Below are 20,261 nucleotides of genomic sequence, written 5' to 3'. Positions count from 1 at the left end.
ATCTTACTGCTTAATTCTTTCGGTAAGATCCTTAACATATTTCTTGATTTCTTTATCAATTTTCGATACATCCTTGATGGTATCACAAGCATACATTACTGTAGAATGGTCTTTACCACCCATTTCTTCACCAATTTTAGTGAATGTGGAGTTCGTGAACTCCTTTGAAAAATACATCGCCAATTGCCTTGGTAACGCAATCTCTCTTTTTCTTGTTTTAGACAGAAGCTGCTCTTTTTTGATTCCAAAATAGTCGCATACCACTTCCTGAATATAAGGAATATTGATTACCTTCTTTTGATTGGCAGCAATTCTATTGATGGTTTCCTTTAATAATTCAAGACTTAAATCTCTCTTATATACTGTAGAATATGCAATTACTGAGTTAATTACCCCGATTAATTCTCTTACGTTTGTCTTAGTTTCAACAGCAAGGAAATCAAGCATATCTCCCGGAAGAACAATTCCGTCTCTGCTTAATTTATCTTCAATGATCTGTCTTCTTGTAGATAAATCCGGAGATTTGATCTCTGCAGAAAGTCCCCATTTAAAACGGGAAACAATTCTATCCTGAATATCCATAATATCTGCAGGTGCTTTATCAGAAGTAAGGATGATCTGCTTTCCATTTTGATGCAGGTGATCGAAAATGTGGAAGAAACTATCCTGAGTTGCTGATTTTCCTGATAAGAACTGAATATCATCGATAATCAATACATCTACCATTTGATAGAAGTTAGCAAATTCTGTCTGCTTATGTGCTTTTGCAGCTGAAATAAACTGCTGAATGAATTTTTCTGAAGATAAGTAAAGAACGACTTTGTCCGGAAACTGATTCTTTACTTCAAGACCAACTGCCTGGCCTAAGTGTGTTTTTCCTACTCCATATCCTCCATATAAGAATAATGGGTTGAATGCTGTAGCTCCTGGTCTTTTTGCAATAGATCTTGCTACGGTAGCTGCAAATTTATTACTTTCTCCTTCTACATAGCTATCAAAAGAATAGTCTGGTTTCAGGTTAGAATCAATATTTACTTTTCTAATTCCAGGGACCACGAAAGGGTTTACAATATTAGCTGAGAATCCTTGTGGCATTGTTTCCTGTGTTTTTGGAGTAGGAACGCTTTGTCCCTTCATATTCATGGTAACCGGTTTTTCCTCACCTTTTGGTCTGTTTTCCATTACGGAATACCATAATTTAACTCCTTTTCCTACATTTTTCTTCAGGGCAGCAGAAAGTAAGGACAAGTAATTGTCCTCTATATATTCCTTGTAAAAATCGCTTGGTACGATAAGTGTAAGGTTATTAGACACTAATGAAAGTGGCTGTACCTTATCAAATAACATATCGAAAGATTTTTCAAGTTTTTTCAGGTCAGAATTATCTTCAGCTGCGTTCAAGTTATCACGCATAAACTGAAGGCACTTCTGCCATATCATCATTAAATTGTCATCCATTTTTTATGCCCTGATTATTCTTTTGTTTGTACTGTTTTCAGAAGGGAGACAAAGGTCCAATATTTTCTTTTTAAAAAAAAATATTGCAGGTATTGATTATTTAAAAATATATTTGTATGTATAATTAAAGACCTAAAATGATACATACAACACACTCAATACGAGTACGTTACGCAGAAACAGACCCCATGAAATATGTCTACTATGGCAACTACGCTCAGTACTTTGAAGTGGGCCGGGTTGAGCTCTTCAGAAGTATAGGAATTTCATACGATGAAATTGAAAACCAAGGAATTTGGCTACCTGTTTCAGATTACAAAATTAAGTATATTCGTCCAGCTTTGTATGACCAAAAGTTAGAAATTCATACTTATGTAAAAAAAATCCCCGGTGTAAGAATTGAATTTGAATATGAAATTTACAATGAAGAACATATTAAAATTACCGAAGCTTCCACTACCCTTTTCTTTTTAGATGCCAAAACCAATAAAGTCATCAAATGTCCGGATTTCCTGATGAAGATGATTGAATCTAATTGGAAGGATACAACAGAAGATACATTATAGAGGTTTGAGACAGGAGATATAAAGAGTGGAGATACAAAACTTAATCTCTATAGCCTGCCACTTTAAACTTCGAACTTTAAACACTCTCCCCTTGCACTTTGAACTATAATTCGCACCTTTGTCTTTTGACAACAACACCTTATATATTTACTTATGAAGATAGCATTTTTAGGGCCTCATGCCAGCTTTACCCAGCTTGCCGCAGCACAGCTTTTTCCTGATGATGAGCTTTTACCACAAGCCAGCATTCTGGACTGTTTTGGGGCAGTAGAAAGCGGAGACGCACTTAAAGCTGTTGTTCCTTTGGAAAACTCCATAGAAGGAACCGTATCAATGACGCTGGATTATTTGTATAAGACACCGTCTATAAAAATTGAAGCGGAAGCTGTAATGCCGATTGCCCACCATCTGATGATTCATCCTGAAAACTCTATTGAGGAGATAGAAAGGATTTATTCGCATCCACAGGCACTGGCTCAAAGTTTCCATTTTTTAGACACTCATTATAAAGGAATTCCCAAGCAGGACTTTTCTTCTACAGCAGCAGCAGCTAAATTTGTTTCAGAAAACAAAGATTCTAAAATTGCTGCAGTAGCAAATCAGTTTGCAGCCAATTTATATGGGTTAACCATCATCAACCGTAATATTCAGGATTTTGAACAAAATCATACCCGATTTATCATCATCTCTAAACAGCAAAATAAATACGACAACAGCCAACTGGAAACATTAGGAGAGAAATCTGGAATGCTTGTAACCCTTCCTGAAGACCATCCGGGAGGACTTCACCAGGTTTTATCGGTTTTCGCATGGAGAAAAATGAACCTCAGCAAGATTGAATCCCGAACATTAAAGACCGGGCTGGGCAATTATTTCTTCTTTATTAATGTAGAAGGTCCGTGGGAAGATGTACTCCATGGGAATGCTTTGAAGGAACTCGAATCCATCAATGCAGATATTGATTTTCTTGGAAATTATAAAGAATTCCTTTTAGAGAGTTAAAATAAACCAACATATTCATTACAAAAGCACTGTTACCTCAACAGTGCTTTTTTATTATTATAAAACAATATCTGGCTGACAACAATAAATAACTCCCAAAAAGTAACCCACACAAAAGGGATAATTTTATTTTTCAAAATCCTCATATACATTCATTTAATCAAACAAAAAAAATAATTCGTAATTAAAATATGTAATAATATACACTAAAATATAAACATACGTTTAAATATTTAATACCATATTAACGTTAAAAGTAAAAAATTCATAATATCAAGTTTAGTATTTTTGTATCTTTGCTAGCAACTAAATAAAAATTTGATCATGAAAACTAAAATCTACAGCCTAATTGTAGCTTTTGCTACCTTACCATTATTTTCACAAGTAGGAATTAATACCAATACCCCGACAGCAACATTGGATATCAATGGAAACATGAAGGTTCGAAACACACCTTCAGCAATTACAGTACCCGGGTATAAGCTTTTGGTTCAAGACAATGGAACTACAGAAGTATTTGCTATGGATCCACAATTGTTAATAGGAGCAGCTAATGTTAACTCAGCAATGTTTGCGGCTAAAAAAACAGCTGGAATCAGTCTTATAGACATCACACTATTTCCATCAAACTTCCGACCTGTCAATTTCCAGGCAGATGAAAGAACAATAGGATCAGCAAGTATGTTTTCTAATTCAGACAGTTCTTTCATCATTCCATCTACAGGAGTTTATATGATAGGATACACCTTCAGATATGGAACCGGATTACAGGCAAACCTTCTTGTAAACGGTTATGGTATTGGAATAGCAAGAACAAGAAGTGGAATTGGTACAATTATTGACAGCCGACCGTTTACAGGTCTTGATTTAGGGCTAGTAAGTCTAACCATATCTGAGTCGAGTATAAATTCACTATACTCTTTCCAGGCAGGAGACAAAGTAAGCTTTGGCCTTACAGGAAGCAACCTTCTAAACCTATCGATTTTAGCATCCACTGTTTCTTCATTCTATATCTATAAAGTATCTAATTAATTAGACATATTGTTAGTTATCTATATCGTTAACCCATCGCCGCTGTTGTGATGGGTTAATTTTTTAATACCATTTCAAAATTCTTTATATTTGATAAAAACTATATAATGAATGAGTATCTTGCGGTTATCCTGATTGTAGTCATTGCCATTATTTTCAACAACCTGAATACCAAAATTCGGAAACTTGAAAAAGAGGTATCAGACCTTAGTTCAAAAGTCAATAAAAGGACAACACAACCTGAGATCCTTCAGGAAGTCACCTCTCCTGAAGAAACCTCCACACCATCGCAAGCACCAATATTTGAACCCCACAAGGAAACTATAACTCCTAATGAAAATCCCGAACACCCTCCAATACCTCAACAAGACTGGCTAAGTCCTGTTTTTGAATTTTTGAAACAAAACATCCTTACTGTTGTTGGTATTTTCACTTTAGTTCTCGGAATAGGCTACTTTGTAAAATACGCTATTGATAAAAACTGGATTGGAGAAACTGCAAGAGCCGGAATTGGTCTTTGTACCGGAACAGCCATCATCCTTACAGGACATTTTCTCAGAAAAAACTATAAAACATTTGCATCCATCATCACCGGAGGTGGAATTGCTGTTTTATACTTCACAACAACTATTGCTTTCAGAGAATATCATCTTTTCAGCCAGAATACAGCCTTTCTTACCACTTCATTAATTACCGCTGCTGCCATCATTTTATCCTATTATTACAGAAGTGAAGTTTTAATCATCTTTTCATTGATAGGTGGTTTTACAGCGCCTCTAATGATTAGCACAGGAGAAAATAACTATATATTCCTTTTCACTTACCTTACTTTATTAAATATTGGAATGCTGGCCGTTGCTTTCCTTCAGCACTGGAAAAGTGTAGGATGGACAGCTTATATCTTTACCAGCATATACCTTTTTTACTGGACAATAGAACTTCCTGAACTTTTGAGCATTACGTTCTATCTTATCAGCTATATTATTTTCTACATTTTTGCTCTTCTTGATTATTTCAGAAAAACTGAGCTTTCTATTCCGGATATTTTAATGCTTGCTCTTATCAACTGCTCAAGTATTATAGGCCTGACTTATATCTTTAATGAATTACAATATGATCCTGTGATTATCTTCCCCCTTATTTTTGCATTAGTGAATGCTGTTTTTCTTTTCAGGGAATATGGAAAAAGAGACTTTGGGATTCCTTTTTCTGTTTTTTCAGGAGTAACCGTCAGTCTGATTACAATAGCTATTGCTCTACAGTTTAAAGCTCATCTTATCACCAGCGTTTGGGCTATAGAAGCAACCCTACTCCTTTTTATATGGAAAAAAACAGGCCATAAAATTTTTAAAACATGTTTTCATGTCCTTTTCCCGTTGGTTATTTTCGCACAGCTTATTACCTGGTGTGAATATTTCAATGCGACAAACCTCAACATTGTATTCAACCCTGTATTTTTAACGAGTCTGGTAACTATTGTTTCCACCGGGATTAATTTATATTTATTAAAAAACACCAGTAAAGAAACAGAAACGGGAACTCATACTTTTTTTGAAGATCTCATTACAGCTGCAAGTTATGGGGTTATTTACACCGCCATTCTTCTTGAAATCATTTATCACATCAACACCCTACCTTGGGCCGCAATAACCAGTGTAGCACTACTGTACAGCATCTATTATATTTTTATATTATTATTTTTCAGAAAAAAACTAAGTATCGCCAAAGATCTTCAAACAGGGCTGATCTACCTGTTCTTCTTCCTTATAATGATTAACATTTCTGCTTCCACCTCATCAATAGTTACAGATATTTTATCAAAACAACTTAAGCACAGTTTTTATCTATTACATCTGCTTCAATGGATCCCTCTTATATATGTATCTTTAAAAATTATTCCTGATACGGGATTTCATCAATCAAAGATATCATATTGGGTCGTTTCTCTAGCATTCATTGTTTCGGTCAGCTGTGAACTTCATCACTTATATGTATTGGCGGCATCTCATGGTGTAGAAGATTCTTATGCCATAAGAAATCATTTCAACATTCTTTATTTACCTATCCTCTGGGCCATTCTTGCGAGTATATTTATTTATATAGGATTGAGAAAAAACATTCAGGAATACAACAAAGTTGGGTTTGCCCTGATTGGTTTAATGGTTTTAAAGCTTTACGCTTATGATGTCTGGCAAATGGATAACATCTCAAGAATCAGCGCATTCATTGCTCTGGGAATTATCCTGTTATTAAGTTCATTCACTTTTCAGCGTCTTAAAAACATTATCAAAAATATGGTTGACACCAAAGAAAAAAATGAAAAAAACCAGGAATTATAATTAGGCTAAAGGTTTTTATTTCTAAATAAAATGTAAAACATTCCAATATTTAATTCACATTTTACAAAAAATAACTATATTTATCACGTTTTTAACAGTTACATATTCTGATTATGAAAAAATTACTCTATTCTTTTTTAATACTGTCATCTGCAACTTTATTTGCACAAAAAAAGCTTGCTGTGGCTGACAATATGATTGGAACAGAAGATCTGTTCAAGTCTGCAAGTCCTCGCACACAGGTCCTAAAGACCTATAATAGTGCAGCGAGCCTTCCTGCTAATTTGAAAAAATACAGTTCTGTTTTTACCAACGGTGTTACCGTATATAAACTTAATAAAAGCCTTGGTTTTGATAGGATGACATTAGCACAGCTAAACCAACAAAGTGATATTCCTTCTGATAATTCTGTTTTTATTGATGGACATGAATTTACAGATTCATCTACTAAAATATTCACAGCTATTATGGCAAAATCGGAGAAGAAGGATTACAACGGAAAATCAACTTTATTTATTTATACAACAAAGTAGTTTTTAACAATACAAAAAAGGATAGCATTTTCATGTTATCCTTTTTTATTTAATATTTCTTTCCCCACTTCTTTTTCAGTTCTTCGTAGATCTTTTTTTCTGTAGCGTTGTTTCCAGGTTCATACAGTTTCACCTCTTTGATTTCCTCAGGAAGAAAATCCTGATCTACAAAATTCCCTCCATAGGAATGGGCATACTTATATTCTTTTCCATAATCCAAATCCTTCATCAGTTTGGTGGGAGCGTTTCTTAAATGGAGAGGTACTGGTAAATTTCCAGTTTGTTTCACTAATGCCATTGCTTCATTAATAGCCATATAGGCAGAGTTGCTTTTAGGAGAAACAGCAAGATATACAGCCGTTTCACTTAGAATAATTCTTGCCTCAGGATTTCCGATCACATTGATCGCCTGAAAACAGTTATTGGCAATTACCAACGCATTAGGATTAGCCAATCCAATATCTTCCGCTGCCAGAATAAGCATTCTTCTTGCAATAAATTTAATATCCTCTCCTCCAACAAGCATTCTCGCCAGCCAATACACAGCTCCATTGGGATCACTTCCACGCATTGATTTAATGAAAGCAGAAATAATATCATAATGCTGCTCACCATTCTTATCATACAGCGCCATTGTTTCCTGAAGAACTTCCAGCACATCTGAATTGATAATCTCTTGGGTATCTGTATTTTTATACTGATTCAAAACCAACTCTACAGAATTAATCAGCTTTCTGGCATCTCCTCCTGAATACTGAATAAGAGCCTCTTTTTCAAGAATTTTAAAATCCGTCCCTTCATCTTTATTATATCGTTCAGAAGCAATATCAATAAGTTCTTCCAGTTTTTCAAAGCTTAGCGCCTTCAAAATATACACCTGACTTCTGGACAGCAAAGCAGAAACTACCTCAAAGCTTGGATTTTCTGTAGTAGCTCCTATCAAAACGATCCAGCCTTTTTCTACAGCATGCAACAGCGAGTCTTGTTGGGATTTATTGAAACGATGGATCTCATCAATAAATAAGATGGGAGATTTTCCGGAAAATAAATTCTGTCCTTTAGCATCTTCAATCACATCACGCACATCTTTCACCCCTGAAGAAACTGCAGAAAGCTTATAAAACTTCCGCCCTGAACTTTCAGAAATAATTTCTGCCAACGTGGTTTTTCCTGTTCCCGGAGGTCCCCAAAAGATCAGGGAATTCAAGGTATTATTTTCGATCATTTTTCTGATCGTCCCTTTTTCGCCGGTAAGATGTTCCTGTCCCAAAACTTCATCCAGGGTTTTAGGTCTTAATTTTTCAGCTAATGGAATATTTTGATTCAAAGTATTTTATTTTTAAGATCAATATTTCAGATTTCTATGGTCTGAAACTTCTAACAAAATTAAACTAATTTTCATTTTTTTACCCTATTTTTGCATTGTTTTGAAACTTACATTCAATAAAATCATTACATTTCCTATGGTAATTTTGATAAAATTTTACCAGTGGTTTATCTCGCCCCTACTTCCTAAAAACTGCCGTTACGAACCTACCTGCTCTCATTATATGATAGAGTCTTTACAGGTTCATGGTATATTTAAAGGTTTCTGGCTGGGATTTAAAAGAATTTTAAGATGTCATCCGTGGGGAGGAAGCGGTTATGATCCTGTTCCACCTAAACACAAGCATCAATAAGAAATAACAAACTATTAAATCAATAGAAAAATGAGTAATATTTTTTTCAGAATTTACCTTGTCATATTTGCATTGGTTACTCAGTGTCTGTTTGCACAGGAATACCCAGGAGGTCTATCTGACGGAACTCTAGATGTCAATGGAAATAATGTTCCCGTGAAAATCTATTCCACTACAGAAATGGGGGATCTGGCTGTTTTTCCCGACAGGGGAATTAAAGAGAATGTTCTTGTCATCCTTAACGAATCCAGTTTTGAGCCTGCTTACTATAATTACGGCGTTTCAACACTGGCAAGATTCAAGGATTCACAATATCAGTTTCTGGATAAAAACTTTAAATTGATTGACACAGCTCCTACCAAGGATAATATCACCACATACAAATATGCTGTAAAATCTGCAAAACCTATCTCTGATACTGATAAAGTAGAACTTAAAACATCCTTTAAAATATGGGATCCTTCAAAAGGTATCCATCTCTGGATATTTACATTACACTTTTACAGCTTAATGTTTGTCTTAGCATTTGGTTTCGGGTATATTTTAATGACCAAAATTTTTAAAATTGATAATGTTAACCAGAAATATCTTGAGCCGCTTTTCACATGGACATTGATAGGAACTATTCTTGGAGCAAGATTAGGACACGTTATTTTCTATCAGCCGGAACTGTTTAAAGAGGACTTCTGGAGTGTATTTTTACCGATTAGCACCAAAAATGGGATCAAATTTACCGGATTTTCAGGATTGGCAAGCCATGGAGCAACAATAGCATTGATCCTTACCACTCTTTATTATTCATATAAGATCATCAAAAAAAATCCTTTCTGGGTATATGACAGATTAGGGATTGTAGTAGCTTTAGGCGGTGCGTTTGTAAGAATGGGGAACTTCTTCAATTCTGAAATTGTAGGAAAACCAGCTGATCCTAATTCTCCTTTTGCTTTACTTTTCCCACAGCAAAGCAGCGAATACGGACTTACCGTTCCTCGTTATCCGAGCCAGTTATTTGAAGCGGTAGGATATGTTGCTCTTTTCATTTTATTATGGGTTCTTTATAGAAAAACAAATAAAAAATACCAGCAAGGATGGCTATTTGGGTTATTCTTTATCATTCTTTGGGCGATCAGATTCTTCGTTGAATTCCTGAAAGAACCTCAGGGTGATGAATTCATCCAGATTGGAGGTTTAAATACCGGACAGGTTCTATCTATTCCGTTTATGCTTGCCGGGTTTATTATCATGATTATTTCCAAGAAATTTAAAATTACGGAAGCAGAAAATGCAAAACCTGAATAATTAGACTATATAAATATTCTAGGTTTTAAAATATAAAAAGGCAAATTTGTTCATTACAGATTTGCCTTTTTTGCATTTAAGTTTTATGATATTCTTCCTCTTAACTTATAAACTTCTGTGTGTTTTTCTATTTAGTTCTGTAAAAACATTTCCCAATTCATCAATTACATCTGTAGGCAGCATAGACTCTTTTGAATGTTTTTCTGCTGCAAAATCAGCCGCTTTTCCATGTATCCAGACTCCTAGAATACAGGTATCTTTTTCGCAATAACCTTGTGCCAGGAGAGACGTCAGAATTCCGGTCAGAATATCTCCGCTCCCGCCTTTGGCCAATCCGGCATTTCCAGTCAGATTATAATAAACATCTCCTTCGGGAGTAATCACTTGCGTATGATGATCTTTTAATACAATATAAATACTCAGTTCCTTAGCTTTTTCTCTTGCAAGCTCTAATCTTTTAAATGAATTCTCCGTTGCCCCGAATAGTCTTTCAAACTCTTTGGGGTGAGGAGTGATAATTGAATTTTCAGGAATTAACTGAAGGTTTTTCTGATCTTCAGAAATAATATTTAATGCATCAGCATCCAAAACTAATGGTGACTGATAATCTTTCAGGAAAGCCAAAAGAGCTTTTTGAGTCTCTTTATGAGTTCCCAAACCGGGACCAATTCCTACCGTTTTTCCTTTATCAATCTCAAAACTCTTAATAAAATGCTCGCCACCTTTTATAAACATGGCTTCCGGACAAGTGGTTTGCAATACCTCATACCCACATTGAGGAGCTAATGTAAAAGTAAGTCCGGCCCCGGTTTTCAAGACAGATTTTGTTGCCAGCACTACGGCACCTATCTTTCCATAGCTCCCACCCACAATAATTGCTTTACCGTAATTTCCTTTGTGAGCAAAATCATTTCTGAGGTTAAAAAGAGATGCCGCAAAGGAGTCACCAGTTGCAAAATAATCTGTTTCAGTTGCCTCATGATAATTTTCACTGAGTCCGATATTTAGAATAACTACTTTTCCGGTGTATTTTCCTGTTTCCGGATGAAGAAAACTTCTTTTCCAGGATTGAAAACTTAATGTATAATTGGCTTTTAAAACAACAGAATCACCATCCAAAAGTCCGTCAGCAGAAAGTCCGGAAGGAAGATCTATTGCCATTTTAATGTTATTTTTCTTATTGATCCAGTCTACCAACTCTTTATATTCATCAGCTAAAGGTCTTGATAATCCGGTTCCGAAAAGTGCATCAATAATAATTGTTTTATCATCAAAGTGATATTGTTCAATTTGATTAAAGCTTCCTACGGAAATCCCAGAAATCCCTTGTAATCTTTTAAGGTTCACAGCTGCATCTTCTGAGAATTTTCCTTTAGGATCATTAACAAATACATCTACATCAAAACCTTTCAGATACAGCATTCTTGCCATAGCAAACCCATCACCGCCATTATTTCCATTACCACAAAGGACAACCGCCTTCCTATGAACTTTGCAGTGTTCAGATATCCAATTGGCTACACCCATCGAGGCTCTTTCCATCAATTGAATAGAATTGATAGGTTCATGGGATATTGTAAACTGATCCCAACTCTTGATTTGTCCGGCAGTGAATATTTTCATAAGTGAATCTAGCTTTTAAATAAATTATAAAAGATATTTCATTACGATAAGGTCCCGATAACAAAAATACAGGGACATCATTAATGAGATAAAATATAAGGTTAAAGTTACAATTTCTATCAAAAATGATAATATCAATTTAGAATAAAAATCCTGTTTTTTGGGATAAAAAACTATAAAAAGTAGTGTTTTTTACATTTTTTAATTATATTTTTGTGTATATACTAATTAAAAAAATATAAATTATGGGATTTGTTAAGGAATTTAAAGAGTTTGCCTTTAAAGGAAATGTTCTCGATCTTGCTGTAGGTGTAATCATTGGTGCAGCATTTGGTAAAATTGTTTCATCTTTAGTGGAAGATGTTATTACCCCTTTGATCTTAAACCCTGCGCTTAAAGCGGCAGGTGCAGAAAACATTGCTAAACTTACCTGGAATGGTGTTGCTTATGGAAACTTCCTGTCTGCAGTTATCAACTTCCTGTGTATTGCTATAGTTCTTTTCTTTATCATTAAAGGAGCTAATAAAGTTAACAAAAAAGATGCTCCGGCTCCTGCAGGACCTACAGACGATCAAAAGCTATTAGCAGAAATCCGAGATTTATTGAAAAGCAAAAACAATATATAATCTGTTCATTAACAGTTTACAATATAAAAGCACCTTCATGTGAAGGTGCTTTTACTTTTTATCTTATAAGTCCAATTACTGGATCTGTAAAATGCTTGAGATCTGATCTGCCAGAGAAAGTCCAATTCTATCCTGAGCTTCAAGAGTAGAAGCACCTGTGTGTGGCGTCAAAGAGATTTTAGAATGATTAAGAATTTCTTTAGAAGGGGTTGGTTCGTTAATGAAAACATCAAGGCCAGCAAATCTCACTTTCCCGGAATCCAAAGCTTCAATTAAAGCAGATTCATCAATTACTCCACCTCTTGAACAGTTAACAATCGCCACTCCATCTTTCATGATTTCAAACTCATTCTTACCAATCATATAACCGTCTTTCTGAGCCGGAACGTGAAGCGTAATAAAGTCTGAATGTTTTAAAACTTCCTGTAAAGGTTCTGTTTCTATATCTACATTAATGAACTGATTGTTGTAGAATTTCACTTTAATGCTTGCTCTTCCTACATTATTATCCGCTGCAACCACTCTCATTCCAAGTCCAAGGGCAATTCTTGCCACTTCCTGGCCAATTCTTCCCATCCCAACGATTCCGATGGTTTTCCCTCTCAATTCAATCCCTGATGCATATGCTTTTTTAAGACCAGCAAACTCTGTATCTCCTACCAAAGGCATTTTTCTGTTGGAATCCTGAAGGAATCTCGCCCCTGAAAATAAATGCGCAAAAACAAGCTCAGCAACGGATTCTGAAGAAGCTGCAGGTGTGTTGATGACATGAATCCCTTTTTCTCTTGCATAGTCTACATCAATATTATCCATTCCTACACCCCCTCTTCCAATGATTTCCAGCGATGGGCAGCCATCAATAATATCTTTCCTTACCTGCGTAGCACTTCTTACCAATAAAGTACGAACTTGGTGCTCGTTAATATAATCTACTAAAAATTCCTGTGGAACTTTTACAGTAATCACCTCGAATCCTTTTTCTGTTAATGCATCAATTCCAGATTGGTCTAGGCCGTCATTAGCTAAAACTTTCATAAATACAACTGTTTTAAAAGTTGAAAGATTTAAAAATTAAAGGATACACTCCATTCAATTTTTAAATCTTTCGTTATATTAAATTTATTCTTCGTCTTCTTTGAACACTTCAATGGTTACTTGCTTTTCTACCAGGTCTGTAAATCTTCCCTTGTATCTTGTTGCTCTTACCAAATGATTATCAATCCAGTGATAATTTCCTCCTCTTGGTTTTCCGCAGAGTACACTGTGGTATTTGAACCCATGCTTATCCAGCCAATCAATTGTGATTTGCTTCAGGTTTTCGGTTCTTGAGGTAAAGAAACAGATCTGATGTCCTTCATCATACCATTTATTAATAGTTTCCAAAGCATCCGGATAGGGTTCACAGGTAACCATTCTTTCAGGTTCTTCATTAGGAACGTCATCCGTAATGGTTCCGTCTATATCAATTAAGTAATTTTTAACTCCATCCTTAAGAATAGGACTGATGTGCTCTATGTATTCTAATTCCATCACGAAAATTTGAGTGACAAAGTTACGGCTTTTATATCAATCAGGTGTATTAATCTTAGTTTATGTTAAAAATTTACTACAAAAATCGCTATTTAGTGAATAATATAAACATTTTATTCATAATTTAATGCCTTATGATTAAAATTTTTCTTTTTAAATTTTAGTTTATATGTTGAAATAGAGAATATTTGAGGGTTTAATGAATCTTGTCTTAGGTTTCAACTTTACTTTTTATGCCCTTTCCTACCCATTCAACATGATATAATGTTTTCCTAAAAATTTCCAAAATACATTTATTACTCTTACATTTGTAAAAATGGAAGAATTAGTAATTTTAGTAAATCCTGATGATGTAGTTCTGGGCTTGATGGAAAAACAGCAAGCTCACGTTAATGGCCTGCTACACCGGGCTTTTTCTGTATTCCTGTTCAACAGTAAGGGCGAAATGCTTCTTCAGAAAAGAGCATCAGGAAAATACCATTCTCCGAATCAATGGACCAATGCGGTCTGTTCACACCCCAGAATTGGGGAAACTTATCTTGCCGGAGCCCAGCGAAGATTAAAAGAAGAACTGGGAATAGATACGGAACTTTCAGAGAAATTCAGCTTTATTTACAAAGCAGATGTAGGTAGTGGCCTTTGGGAACATGAACTAGACCATGTTTTTGTAGGAAACTATGAATCTGACTTTAATTTGAATAAAGAGGAAGTGGAAGAAGTAAGATTTATTTCTCCTGAAGACCTGGATAAAGAGATTTCTGAAAATCCTGGACACTTTACGGAATGGTTTAAAATCATCCTTGAAGAATATAAACACCATTTTTAACGATGAAAAAAATACTTCTTTTTACTGCCATCTTATCAGGAAGTCTGTTTTTTGCTCAAAAAGCAACAACTTATGACAGTACGAACTACTCTATCAATGTTCCTGAAGGTTGGAAATCTACCAATGACAGTGATATCATTAATATTTTCCCTACCAATGAAATCGGAGCGATTACCATTTCCGAATATCACGACCTGAATCTTCCTAAAACCGAAACGAAGAAATTCATTCTGGCACTTTATAAATCTGAAGATGCGGAAAAAAAGGTAAAGGAAAGCAGAGGTAAAAAAGGATATACAGAATATTTCTACGAATATTTTGATGAAAAAGAAAAACTTTTCTGGATTACAAGAGCCTTTCAAAAAGATAAGGACTTGTACCTGGTCACTATTAATTGTGGTCAGAAATTCTGGAACGGAAACTATATGACCCTATTTAATGAGACTTTTAACAGTTTTAAAATAAAGAAATAAAAATTAAATATGAAGAAAACAGCTTTATACGACAAACATGCGTCATTAGGAGCTAAGATCGTACCTTTCGCAGGTTTTGAAATGCCTGTACAATATTCAGGAGTAACAGAAGAGCATTTTGCAGTAAGAGAAAAAGCAGGATTGTTTGATGTTTCCCACATGGGACAATTTTTTATAGAAGGTCCTGGATCTAAAGATCTTTTACAATTCGTGACGACTAATAATGTAGATGCTCTTGAAAATGGAAAAGCTCAGTACTCATGTCTTCCAAATGAAAACGGAGGAATTGTGGATGACCTTATCGTTTACAAAATGGAGGATGACAAATACTTCGTAGTAGTTAACGCTTCCAATATTGACAAAGACTGGAATCATATCTCTAAATACAATACTTTCGGAGCAAAAATGACCAATGCTTCTGATGACATGTCGTTATTAGCCATTCAAGGTCCTAAGGCTACTGAAATTCTTCAAAAACTTACTGATGTAAACCTTTCTGAAATTCCTTACTATAACTTTACAGTAGGAAGTGTTGCAGGAGTAAATGACATCATCATTTCCAACACTGGATATACTGGGAGCGGAGGTTTTGAAATCTATTTCAAAAACGAAAGCGCAGAGAAACTTTGGGATGAAGTAATGAAAGCCGGTGAAGCTGAAGGAATTATTCCTTGCGGACTGGCTGCCAGAGACACTTTAAGACTAGAAAAAGGATTCTGCCTATACGGAAATGATATTGATGATACTACTTCTCCAATTGAAGCTGGTTTAGGATGGATTACAAAATTTGATAAAGATTTTGTTTCTAAAGAAGTTTTCGCAAAACAGAAAGAAGAAGGTGTTACTAAAAAATTAGTAGCTTTTGAACTAACGGACAAGGGAGTTCCAAGACATGATTATCCTGTTGTAGATGCTGAAGGAAATGTAATCGGAAAAGTAACTTCCGGAACACAGTCTCCAATGAAAAAGATCGGTTTAGGTCTTGCTTATGTAGACAAGCCTCACTTCAAATTAGGTTCTGAAATTTTTATTCAGGTAAGAAATAAGAATATCCCTGCTAAAGTGGTAAAAGCTCCTTTTGTATAAAATAACGAGTTCTAAGACCCGTTTTACAACTCATAATATACTTAAATCAGAGTAGGAATTTTCCTATTCTGATTTTTTTATAGATTTTTAATTTCACATTATTTTTCATGTGCACTTGGCCTTGAATATTGTAATTCCAAGAAAAATGAGGCCTTAAATGATTGTAACACAAAAAAACCGCAGATAAATATTAAACTGCGGTTTTTTATCAATTATTTTTTAGACAGGTGAAACCCTACTATTTATTACCTCCTTCACCTTCCATCCACCTTCGCATTTGTACTCTATGTGCCGGCGTTTCTTCTATTCCTCCAGCTAATGCATTTAAAATTTTATCCCAAAGATTTTTCTTCTTAGACTGGGATTCTTTTATTTCATTATAGGCAACCAAATAGTCTTGTTCATATTTAAAAGCATCTTCATCAGAATAATTCCAGGGAATATGATTAAGAATATCTACTGTTAAATCATCAATCTCATCAGGCTTCAGCGCCTCCATCATTTTTAGTTTGAGATGATAAGTTTCAGATATTGAAAGTATTTTATTTAATGAACTCTTTATATCTTTCCAGATACCTTCCCATTTTTCAAGATTGCTGTCAATAAAAATGGCAGTCCCCATTCTTTCCATTGTAACAAAATTATCTAACACTAAATTTTTATACTCTTCATGGGTCTCCCAGACTTCCGTTAAACCTAAAGTTTCTTTTTTTTTAAACTTTTCCTCAATTTTTTCTAAGATCTTAAGCAATGCATTAGCATTCTCTATAAGCTTCGCTTTTTCTTTTATCCATAAATTAATGATCATATTGTCATTTGTAGTGGCAATTAGCTTTCCGCAGTCTTCAATTTCCCGTCTTATTTCGTTATCACTTGATTGGATTTCTTTATTTGTTGTCTTAATATCTAATGAAAGTTTCCTTAAGCTTTGTACAGCTTTAATCACAGGATTAAATTGTTTTTCCATCATAATCGTTTTAATTATTTTATTTTAAAAGAATGAAATGTGTTTTTTAAGGTACAGAGAAATTTCAGCGCCTCGTATTCGCTAATTTACAAATTTACCAATAAAACAACTAAATAATAATCAAAAACAACCACGCCATCAACTAAATAAATATTATCAATAAAAAAAATGACATAAACATTACAAATAAATATTTTTTTTAAACCACATTAATAATAAAAACGGATATTTATTTTCAAATTCACTAAACAAAAAAAGATTGCTTTGCTGCAACCTCTTCTTACTCTTAGTAACCAATACAGGGGTAAATCCCCCTAAACACTAAGCTGTTATTTAAAAATCAACTACTTACAGATAACAATCTTTCTACACAAAAACACCACAGAATATCTGCGGTGTATGGCTCTTTATCCATTGAACTATTCTTTATTGATAAATCAAAATATTTTTCACAATCCTGGCTCCATAAAACCACCTTCAGATTCGGAAAAATAAAACTTGTTTCTCTGATTATAGAAGCTCATTGTTTTATAAGGCAGTTCCGGTTTCTGGATAACCCTCTTTTAGTTTCATTCATGATAAGATAACTGATATCCAAAAATCTAAATAAAGGCTTGGCCACAAAAGTACTGTCCATTGAATCCGGAAAACTCCGGATGGTTTGTGGCTGTATCTTTTCCAATATATTCTTTTGTATGGGTCTCAAAAGTTTTTAGATAGCTAAGTATATATAAAGCTTTATTACTTTTTACTATTTTCGATGGCTTTACCTTTACAGCAGTTTTACTATAAGCATCACAATGAATGTTCAGCTGTCAATTTATAAAATGAATAATCTTAAACGAGGGGAAATTTAATTTACATTGAAAAATGCCTGCAAAACTTCTACGTTCTTTTTATCATTTCCTACAAAAATCTCCTTATCAGTCATAAATACAGGACGTTTTAGAAAAGTATAGTGATCTAATAGTAATTCTTTAAAATCTTTTTCTCCCAAAGACTTCACATCCAGCCCTCTCAACTTGATCTGAGTAGATTTTCTGCTGAACAAAGCTTCATATGACTTTGTGAGTGTATGCATTTCTGTTAATTCTTCTTTGGTAATAGGCTGTTTTTTAATCTCACGAAGTTCCCAGTCTGTGAGGTCAAATTGTGCTAAAATTTTTCTGCAGGTATCGCAGGTATTCAGATAAAATACTTTCTTCATTGCTATTCTTGTCTGTTATTGGTTAAAATTCTACTTCATTATTATTTCGTCTTTCAAAAGTAGGATTTAATCTAAAACTTTCGAAATTATTAAATAACTTTATTCAAATTTTATAAAGATGCAGAACAAACCTATTACTTTTCAGTTTATTTCAGAGCCATCAGATGTTAATTATGGTGGAAATGTGCACGGAGGAAGCGTTATGAAATGGATTGATCAGGCAGGCTATGCGTGTGCCACCACCTGGAGTGGAAATTATTCCGTAACAGTATATGTGGGAGGAATTCGTTTTTATGATCCGATTAAAATCGGTGAAGTGGTAAAAGTAGAAGCTCAGGTAATCTATACGGGTACCTCAAGCATGCACATTTCCATTAATGTATTTTCCCGAAACCTGAAACAACCTACTTTTGATAAAAAAACCCACTGCATCATTGTTTTTGTAGCTGTAGATGAGAATGGTAAAAAACTGCCTGTCCCCAAATGGATTCCTGAAACAGAAGAGGAAAAACAAAAGGAACAGTATGCTAAACGCCTGATGGAACTGAGAACACAAATTGAGGATGAGATGAAGCCTTTTTTATAATAGGGATAAAGTTTGAAGGCTTTAGGGTGAAAGTGTTTAAGGAAAATGATACGAGGTACGGGATGCGAGTTTTTGAGGGCAATTTGTGTTTGAGGAAATAAGCATCAGAAATAAGATATAAAATCATACATCTACTTTTCACATTATTTCATTGTACAATAAATTAGGATTATCTAATTTAGTATCAATCCATTCCAAGTATAACATGAAAAATATTCTTACAATCACAGCCATTCTATTGATGGTTTTTATTCAGGCACAGACGCATAGATTTATCTATGAACTTCAGTATAAGATGGATTCTACTGAGGCTGGCTATGAAAAACTTAATATGATTCTGGATATCACCCCTAAAGAAGTGAAGTTCTATGGGAAGGGTCTCGCCACTACAGATTCCCTGAATAAGAAATTCGGAATGAATTCCAGCTATACTGATATGACAGGACAGGTAGTGAAAAGAAAGATCAATTCCTTTGATCACGAAAATTTCATCAATATCAAAAATGGGTATTATTCATTTAAAACCACCGATAAAATCAATTGGACGATTACTGATGAAACTAAAAAGATAGAAAACTACACCTTACAAAAAGCAACCACTACATTTGGCGGAAGAAGCTGGACTGCATGGTTCTGTAAAGATATTCCTTTTAATGAAGGACCATTTAAATTACGAGGATTACCCGGTTTGATCTTTGAATTATCAGATGCTAAGAAAAATTTCATGTATACTCTTATCAAAAGCAGAAAACTTCCTGAAATCTCCTCCACTTCAGATTTTTTGGAATCCAATTTTGGAAATAAAGCGATTTCTATCAACGAAAAGCAAAAACAGAAGCTGATGATGGAGTTTTACAGTGATCCTTTTGCCTTTGAAAGGAATAATTTCAGCAAATCTAATAACGATCTTAGAATTAATATTAATGGCAAGGAAATTCATAATGTGGATGAGCTGAATACTCAAACCAAGAGCATGCAGGAGGTGATAAGAAAATACAATAATCCGATTGAGATAGATAAAGCAATGCATTATCCTATATATTAATCACCAATTCCTTTAATTTTCCACTAAGTTCTTTGGATTTGGATTACAGACAGACGATATTTTTAAGTTTTGGCTAAAGCCAATGAAATGTTAATTTATTTGACCGGCCGGCCAGGCTTCCTTCGTGAACTTCGTTCGTAAACCTTCTGTTTATGCTCAGGATTATAGCCCACCCCTATTGATGTTGATATCCGGATGGATGTGTGCAGGATAATGGTTGTTTAACAACAAGATCTTTTATCTTTTATCTTTTATCTTTTATCTTTTATCTTTTATCTTTTATCCTTAATTCTTATATTTGCATTATCAAAAGGAAATGGTGTTCTTCCTTACCCAACCGCTTTACAAAAGCTGATGACGCCTGATTGAGAGATTATTAAACAA

The 20,261-nt window shown here is 34.5% G+C and carries 20 protein-coding genes and 1 riboswitch; of the genes, 13 read left to right on the top strand and 7 right to left on the bottom strand.

Annotated features, from left to right (window positions below; all coding sequences use genetic code 11):
• Window positions 1–3 precede the first annotated feature (3 nt).
• Complete coding sequence (dnaA, locus tag J2772_RS06295) at window positions 4–1,458, bottom strand: chromosomal replication initiator protein DnaA (protein ID WP_045495212.1); 1,455 nt, start codon at window positions 1,456–1,458, stop codon at window positions 4–6.
• A gap of 137 nt (window positions 1,459–1,595) precedes the next feature.
• Here dnaA and J2772_RS06290 point away from each other — a divergent pair, with 137 nt between their 5' ends.
• The 5 genes from J2772_RS06290 to J2772_RS06270 all read left to right on the top strand — a co-directional run bounded on the left by J2772_RS06290 (window position 1,596) and on the right by J2772_RS06270 (window position 6,930).
• Entirely contained in the window at window positions 1,596–2,024 is a 429-nt protein-coding gene (locus J2772_RS06290) for an acyl-CoA thioesterase (protein WP_209914533.1), read from the top strand.
• 153 nt (window positions 2,025–2,177) lie between these two features.
• A complete protein-coding gene (gene pheA / locus J2772_RS06285; RefSeq protein WP_209914530.1) occupies window positions 2,178–3,026 on the top strand; it encodes a prephenate dehydratase in 849 nt (282 codons plus the stop codon).
• 324 nt (window positions 3,027–3,350) lie between these two features.
• The gene (locus J2772_RS06280) at window positions 3,351–4,058 is read left to right on the top strand and encodes a hypothetical protein (RefSeq protein WP_209914529.1); all 708 of its coding nucleotides are present in this window, start codon (window positions 3,351–3,353) and stop codon (window positions 4,056–4,058) included.
• Between the two features lie 107 nt (window positions 4,059–4,165).
• Window positions 4,166–6,397, top strand: a complete 2,232-nt coding sequence (locus J2772_RS06275; protein ID WP_209914526.1) for a DUF2339 domain-containing protein — start codon at window positions 4,166–4,168, stop codon at window positions 6,395–6,397.
• A 113-nt stretch (window positions 6,398–6,510) separates the two neighbouring features.
• Complete coding sequence (locus tag J2772_RS06270; protein WP_209914523.1) at window positions 6,511–6,930, top strand: hypothetical protein; 420 nt, start codon at window positions 6,511–6,513, stop codon at window positions 6,928–6,930.
• Window positions 6,931–6,979: 49 nt separating this feature from the next.
• On the opposite strand, the gene J2772_RS06265 is transcribed toward J2772_RS06270, so the two are convergent.
• The gene (locus J2772_RS06265) at window positions 6,980–8,257 is read right to left on the bottom strand and encodes a replication-associated recombination protein A (protein WP_209914521.1); all 1,278 of its coding nucleotides are present in this window, start codon (window positions 8,255–8,257) and stop codon (window positions 6,980–6,982) included.
• 136 nt (window positions 8,258–8,393) lie between these two features.
• Between J2772_RS06265 and yidD the strand changes: the two genes are divergently transcribed.
• Together yidD and lgt are read left to right on the top strand one after the other, a co-directional pair.
• On the top strand, window positions 8,394–8,609 hold the full coding sequence (gene yidD / locus J2772_RS06260) for a membrane protein insertion efficiency factor YidD (protein WP_045502213.1): 216 nt from the start codon (window positions 8,394–8,396) through the stop codon (window positions 8,607–8,609).
• Window positions 8,610–9,059: 450 nt separating this feature from the next.
• Window positions 9,060–9,908: a prolipoprotein diacylglyceryl transferase gene (lgt, locus tag J2772_RS24275; RefSeq protein WP_317194490.1), complete on the top strand. Its 849-nt coding sequence runs from the start codon at window positions 9,060–9,062 to the stop codon at window positions 9,906–9,908.
• 105 nt (window positions 9,909–10,013) lie between these two features.
• Here lgt and J2772_RS06250 read toward each other — a convergent pair whose 3' ends face one another.
• Window positions 10,014–11,531, bottom strand: a complete 1,518-nt coding sequence (locus tag J2772_RS06250) for an NAD(P)H-hydrate dehydratase (protein ID WP_209914515.1) — start codon at window positions 11,529–11,531, stop codon at window positions 10,014–10,016.
• A 245-nt stretch (window positions 11,532–11,776) separates the two neighbouring features.
• On the opposite strand from J2772_RS06250, the gene mscL reads away from it, so the two are divergent.
• Complete coding sequence (mscL, locus tag J2772_RS06245; RefSeq protein WP_209914513.1) at window positions 11,777–12,157, top strand: large conductance mechanosensitive channel protein MscL; 381 nt, start codon at window positions 11,777–11,779, stop codon at window positions 12,155–12,157.
• 75 nt (window positions 12,158–12,232) lie between these two features.
• On the opposite strand, the gene J2772_RS06240 is transcribed toward mscL, so the two are convergent.
• Window positions 12,233–13,192, bottom strand: coding sequence for a D-2-hydroxyacid dehydrogenase (locus J2772_RS06240; protein ID WP_209914510.1), 960 nt, complete (start codon window positions 13,190–13,192; stop codon window positions 12,233–12,235).
• Window positions 13,193–13,276: 84 nt separating this feature from the next.
• The gene (locus tag J2772_RS06235) at window positions 13,277–13,687 is read right to left on the bottom strand and encodes a phosphoheptose isomerase (protein WP_066698346.1); all 411 of its coding nucleotides are present in this window, start codon (window positions 13,685–13,687) and stop codon (window positions 13,277–13,279) included.
• Window positions 13,688–14,003: 316 nt separating this feature from the next.
• On the opposite strand from J2772_RS06235, the gene idi reads away from it, so the two are divergent.
• The 3 genes from idi to gcvT are packed head-to-tail and all read left to right on the top strand — an operon-like array spanning window position 14,004 to window position 16,072.
• A complete protein-coding gene (gene idi / locus J2772_RS06230; RefSeq protein WP_209914507.1) occupies window positions 14,004–14,513 on the top strand; it encodes an isopentenyl-diphosphate Delta-isomerase in 510 nt (169 codons plus the stop codon).
• 2 nt (window positions 14,514–14,515) lie between these two features.
• Window positions 14,516–14,986, top strand: a complete 471-nt coding sequence (locus tag J2772_RS06225; RefSeq protein WP_045495196.1) for a hypothetical protein — start codon at window positions 14,516–14,518, stop codon at window positions 14,984–14,986.
• 9 nt (window positions 14,987–14,995) lie between these two features.
• Window positions 14,996–16,072, top strand: a complete 1,077-nt coding sequence (gcvT, locus tag J2772_RS06220) for a glycine cleavage system aminomethyltransferase GcvT (protein WP_209914504.1) — start codon at window positions 14,996–14,998, stop codon at window positions 16,070–16,072.
• Window positions 16,073–16,310: 238 nt separating this feature from the next.
• Here gcvT and J2772_RS06215 read toward each other — a convergent pair whose 3' ends face one another.
• On the bottom strand, window positions 16,311–17,039 hold the full coding sequence (locus J2772_RS06215) for a hypothetical protein (protein WP_209914501.1): 729 nt from the start codon (window positions 17,037–17,039) through the stop codon (window positions 16,311–16,313).
• A gap of 853 nt (window positions 17,040–17,892) precedes the next feature.
• Window positions 17,893–18,246, bottom strand: coding sequence for an arsenate reductase family protein (locus J2772_RS06210; protein ID WP_209914498.1), 354 nt, complete (start codon window positions 18,244–18,246; stop codon window positions 17,893–17,895).
• A 118-nt stretch (window positions 18,247–18,364) separates the two neighbouring features.
• Here J2772_RS06210 and J2772_RS06205 point away from each other — a divergent pair, with 118 nt between their 5' ends.
• Window positions 18,365–18,832, top strand: a complete 468-nt coding sequence (locus J2772_RS06205; protein ID WP_129055936.1) for an acyl-CoA thioesterase — start codon at window positions 18,365–18,367, stop codon at window positions 18,830–18,832.
• 205 nt (window positions 18,833–19,037) lie between these two features.
• Window positions 19,038–19,877 (top strand): GLPGLI family protein, encoded by an 840-nt coding sequence (locus J2772_RS06200; RefSeq protein ID WP_209914494.1) that lies wholly within the window; start codon window positions 19,038–19,040, stop codon window positions 19,875–19,877.
• 303 nt (window positions 19,878–20,180) lie between these two features.
• Window positions 20,181–20,248: riboswitch (Fluoride riboswitch) on the top strand.
• Window positions 20,249–20,261 lie beyond the last annotated feature (13 nt).

The organism is Chryseobacterium jejuense (assembly GCF_017877355.1).
In the GTDB taxonomy this organism is placed as follows: Bacteria; Bacteroidota; Bacteroidia; order Flavobacteriales; family Weeksellaceae; genus Chryseobacterium; species Chryseobacterium jejuense_A.
Note: the sequence above shows the minus strand (reverse complement) of the source record. Positions and strands in the feature narration are given on the sequence as shown.

Coding starts and splice junctions, on each gene's coding strand:
- dnaA (WP_045495212.1), bottom strand. CDS start 1,458: ATGGATGACAATTTAATGATGATATGGCAGAAGTGCCTTCAGTTTATG.
- J2772_RS06290 (WP_209914533.1), top strand. CDS start 1,596: ATGATACATACAACACACTCAATACGAGTACGTTACGCAGAAACAGAC.
- pheA (WP_209914530.1), top strand. CDS start 2,178: ATGAAGATAGCATTTTTAGGGCCTCATGCCAGCTTTACCCAGCTTGCC.
- J2772_RS06280 (WP_209914529.1), top strand. CDS start 3,351: ATGAAAACTAAAATCTACAGCCTAATTGTAGCTTTTGCTACCTTACCA.
- J2772_RS06275 (WP_209914526.1), top strand. CDS start 4,166: ATGAATGAGTATCTTGCGGTTATCCTGATTGTAGTCATTGCCATTATT.
- J2772_RS06270 (WP_209914523.1), top strand. CDS start 6,511: ATGAAAAAATTACTCTATTCTTTTTTAATACTGTCATCTGCAACTTTA.
- yidD (WP_045502213.1), top strand. CDS start 8,394: ATGGTAATTTTGATAAAATTTTACCAGTGGTTTATCTCGCCCCTACTT.
- J2772_RS06250 (WP_209914515.1), bottom strand. CDS start 11,531: ATGAAAATATTCACTGCCGGACAAATCAAGAGTTGGGATCAGTTTACA.
- mscL (WP_209914513.1), top strand. CDS start 11,777: ATGGGATTTGTTAAGGAATTTAAAGAGTTTGCCTTTAAAGGAAATGTT.
- J2772_RS06240 (WP_209914510.1), bottom strand. CDS start 13,192: ATGAAAGTTTTAGCTAATGACGGCCTAGACCAATCTGGAATTGATGCA.
- J2772_RS06235 (WP_066698346.1), bottom strand. CDS start 13,687: ATGGAATTAGAATACATAGAGCACATCAGTCCTATTCTTAAGGATGGA.
- idi (WP_209914507.1), top strand. CDS start 14,004: ATGGAAGAATTAGTAATTTTAGTAAATCCTGATGATGTAGTTCTGGGC.
- J2772_RS06225 (WP_045495196.1), top strand. CDS start 14,516: ATGAAAAAAATACTTCTTTTTACTGCCATCTTATCAGGAAGTCTGTTT.
- gcvT (WP_209914504.1), top strand. CDS start 14,996: ATGAAGAAAACAGCTTTATACGACAAACATGCGTCATTAGGAGCTAAG.
- J2772_RS06215 (WP_209914501.1), bottom strand. CDS start 17,039: ATGGAAAAACAATTTAATCCTGTGATTAAAGCTGTACAAAGCTTAAGG.
- J2772_RS06210 (WP_209914498.1), bottom strand. CDS start 18,246: ATGAAGAAAGTATTTTATCTGAATACCTGCGATACCTGCAGAAAAATT.
- J2772_RS06205 (WP_129055936.1), top strand. CDS start 18,365: ATGCAGAACAAACCTATTACTTTTCAGTTTATTTCAGAGCCATCAGAT.
- J2772_RS06200 (WP_209914494.1), top strand. CDS start 19,038: ATGAAAAATATTCTTACAATCACAGCCATTCTATTGATGGTTTTTATT.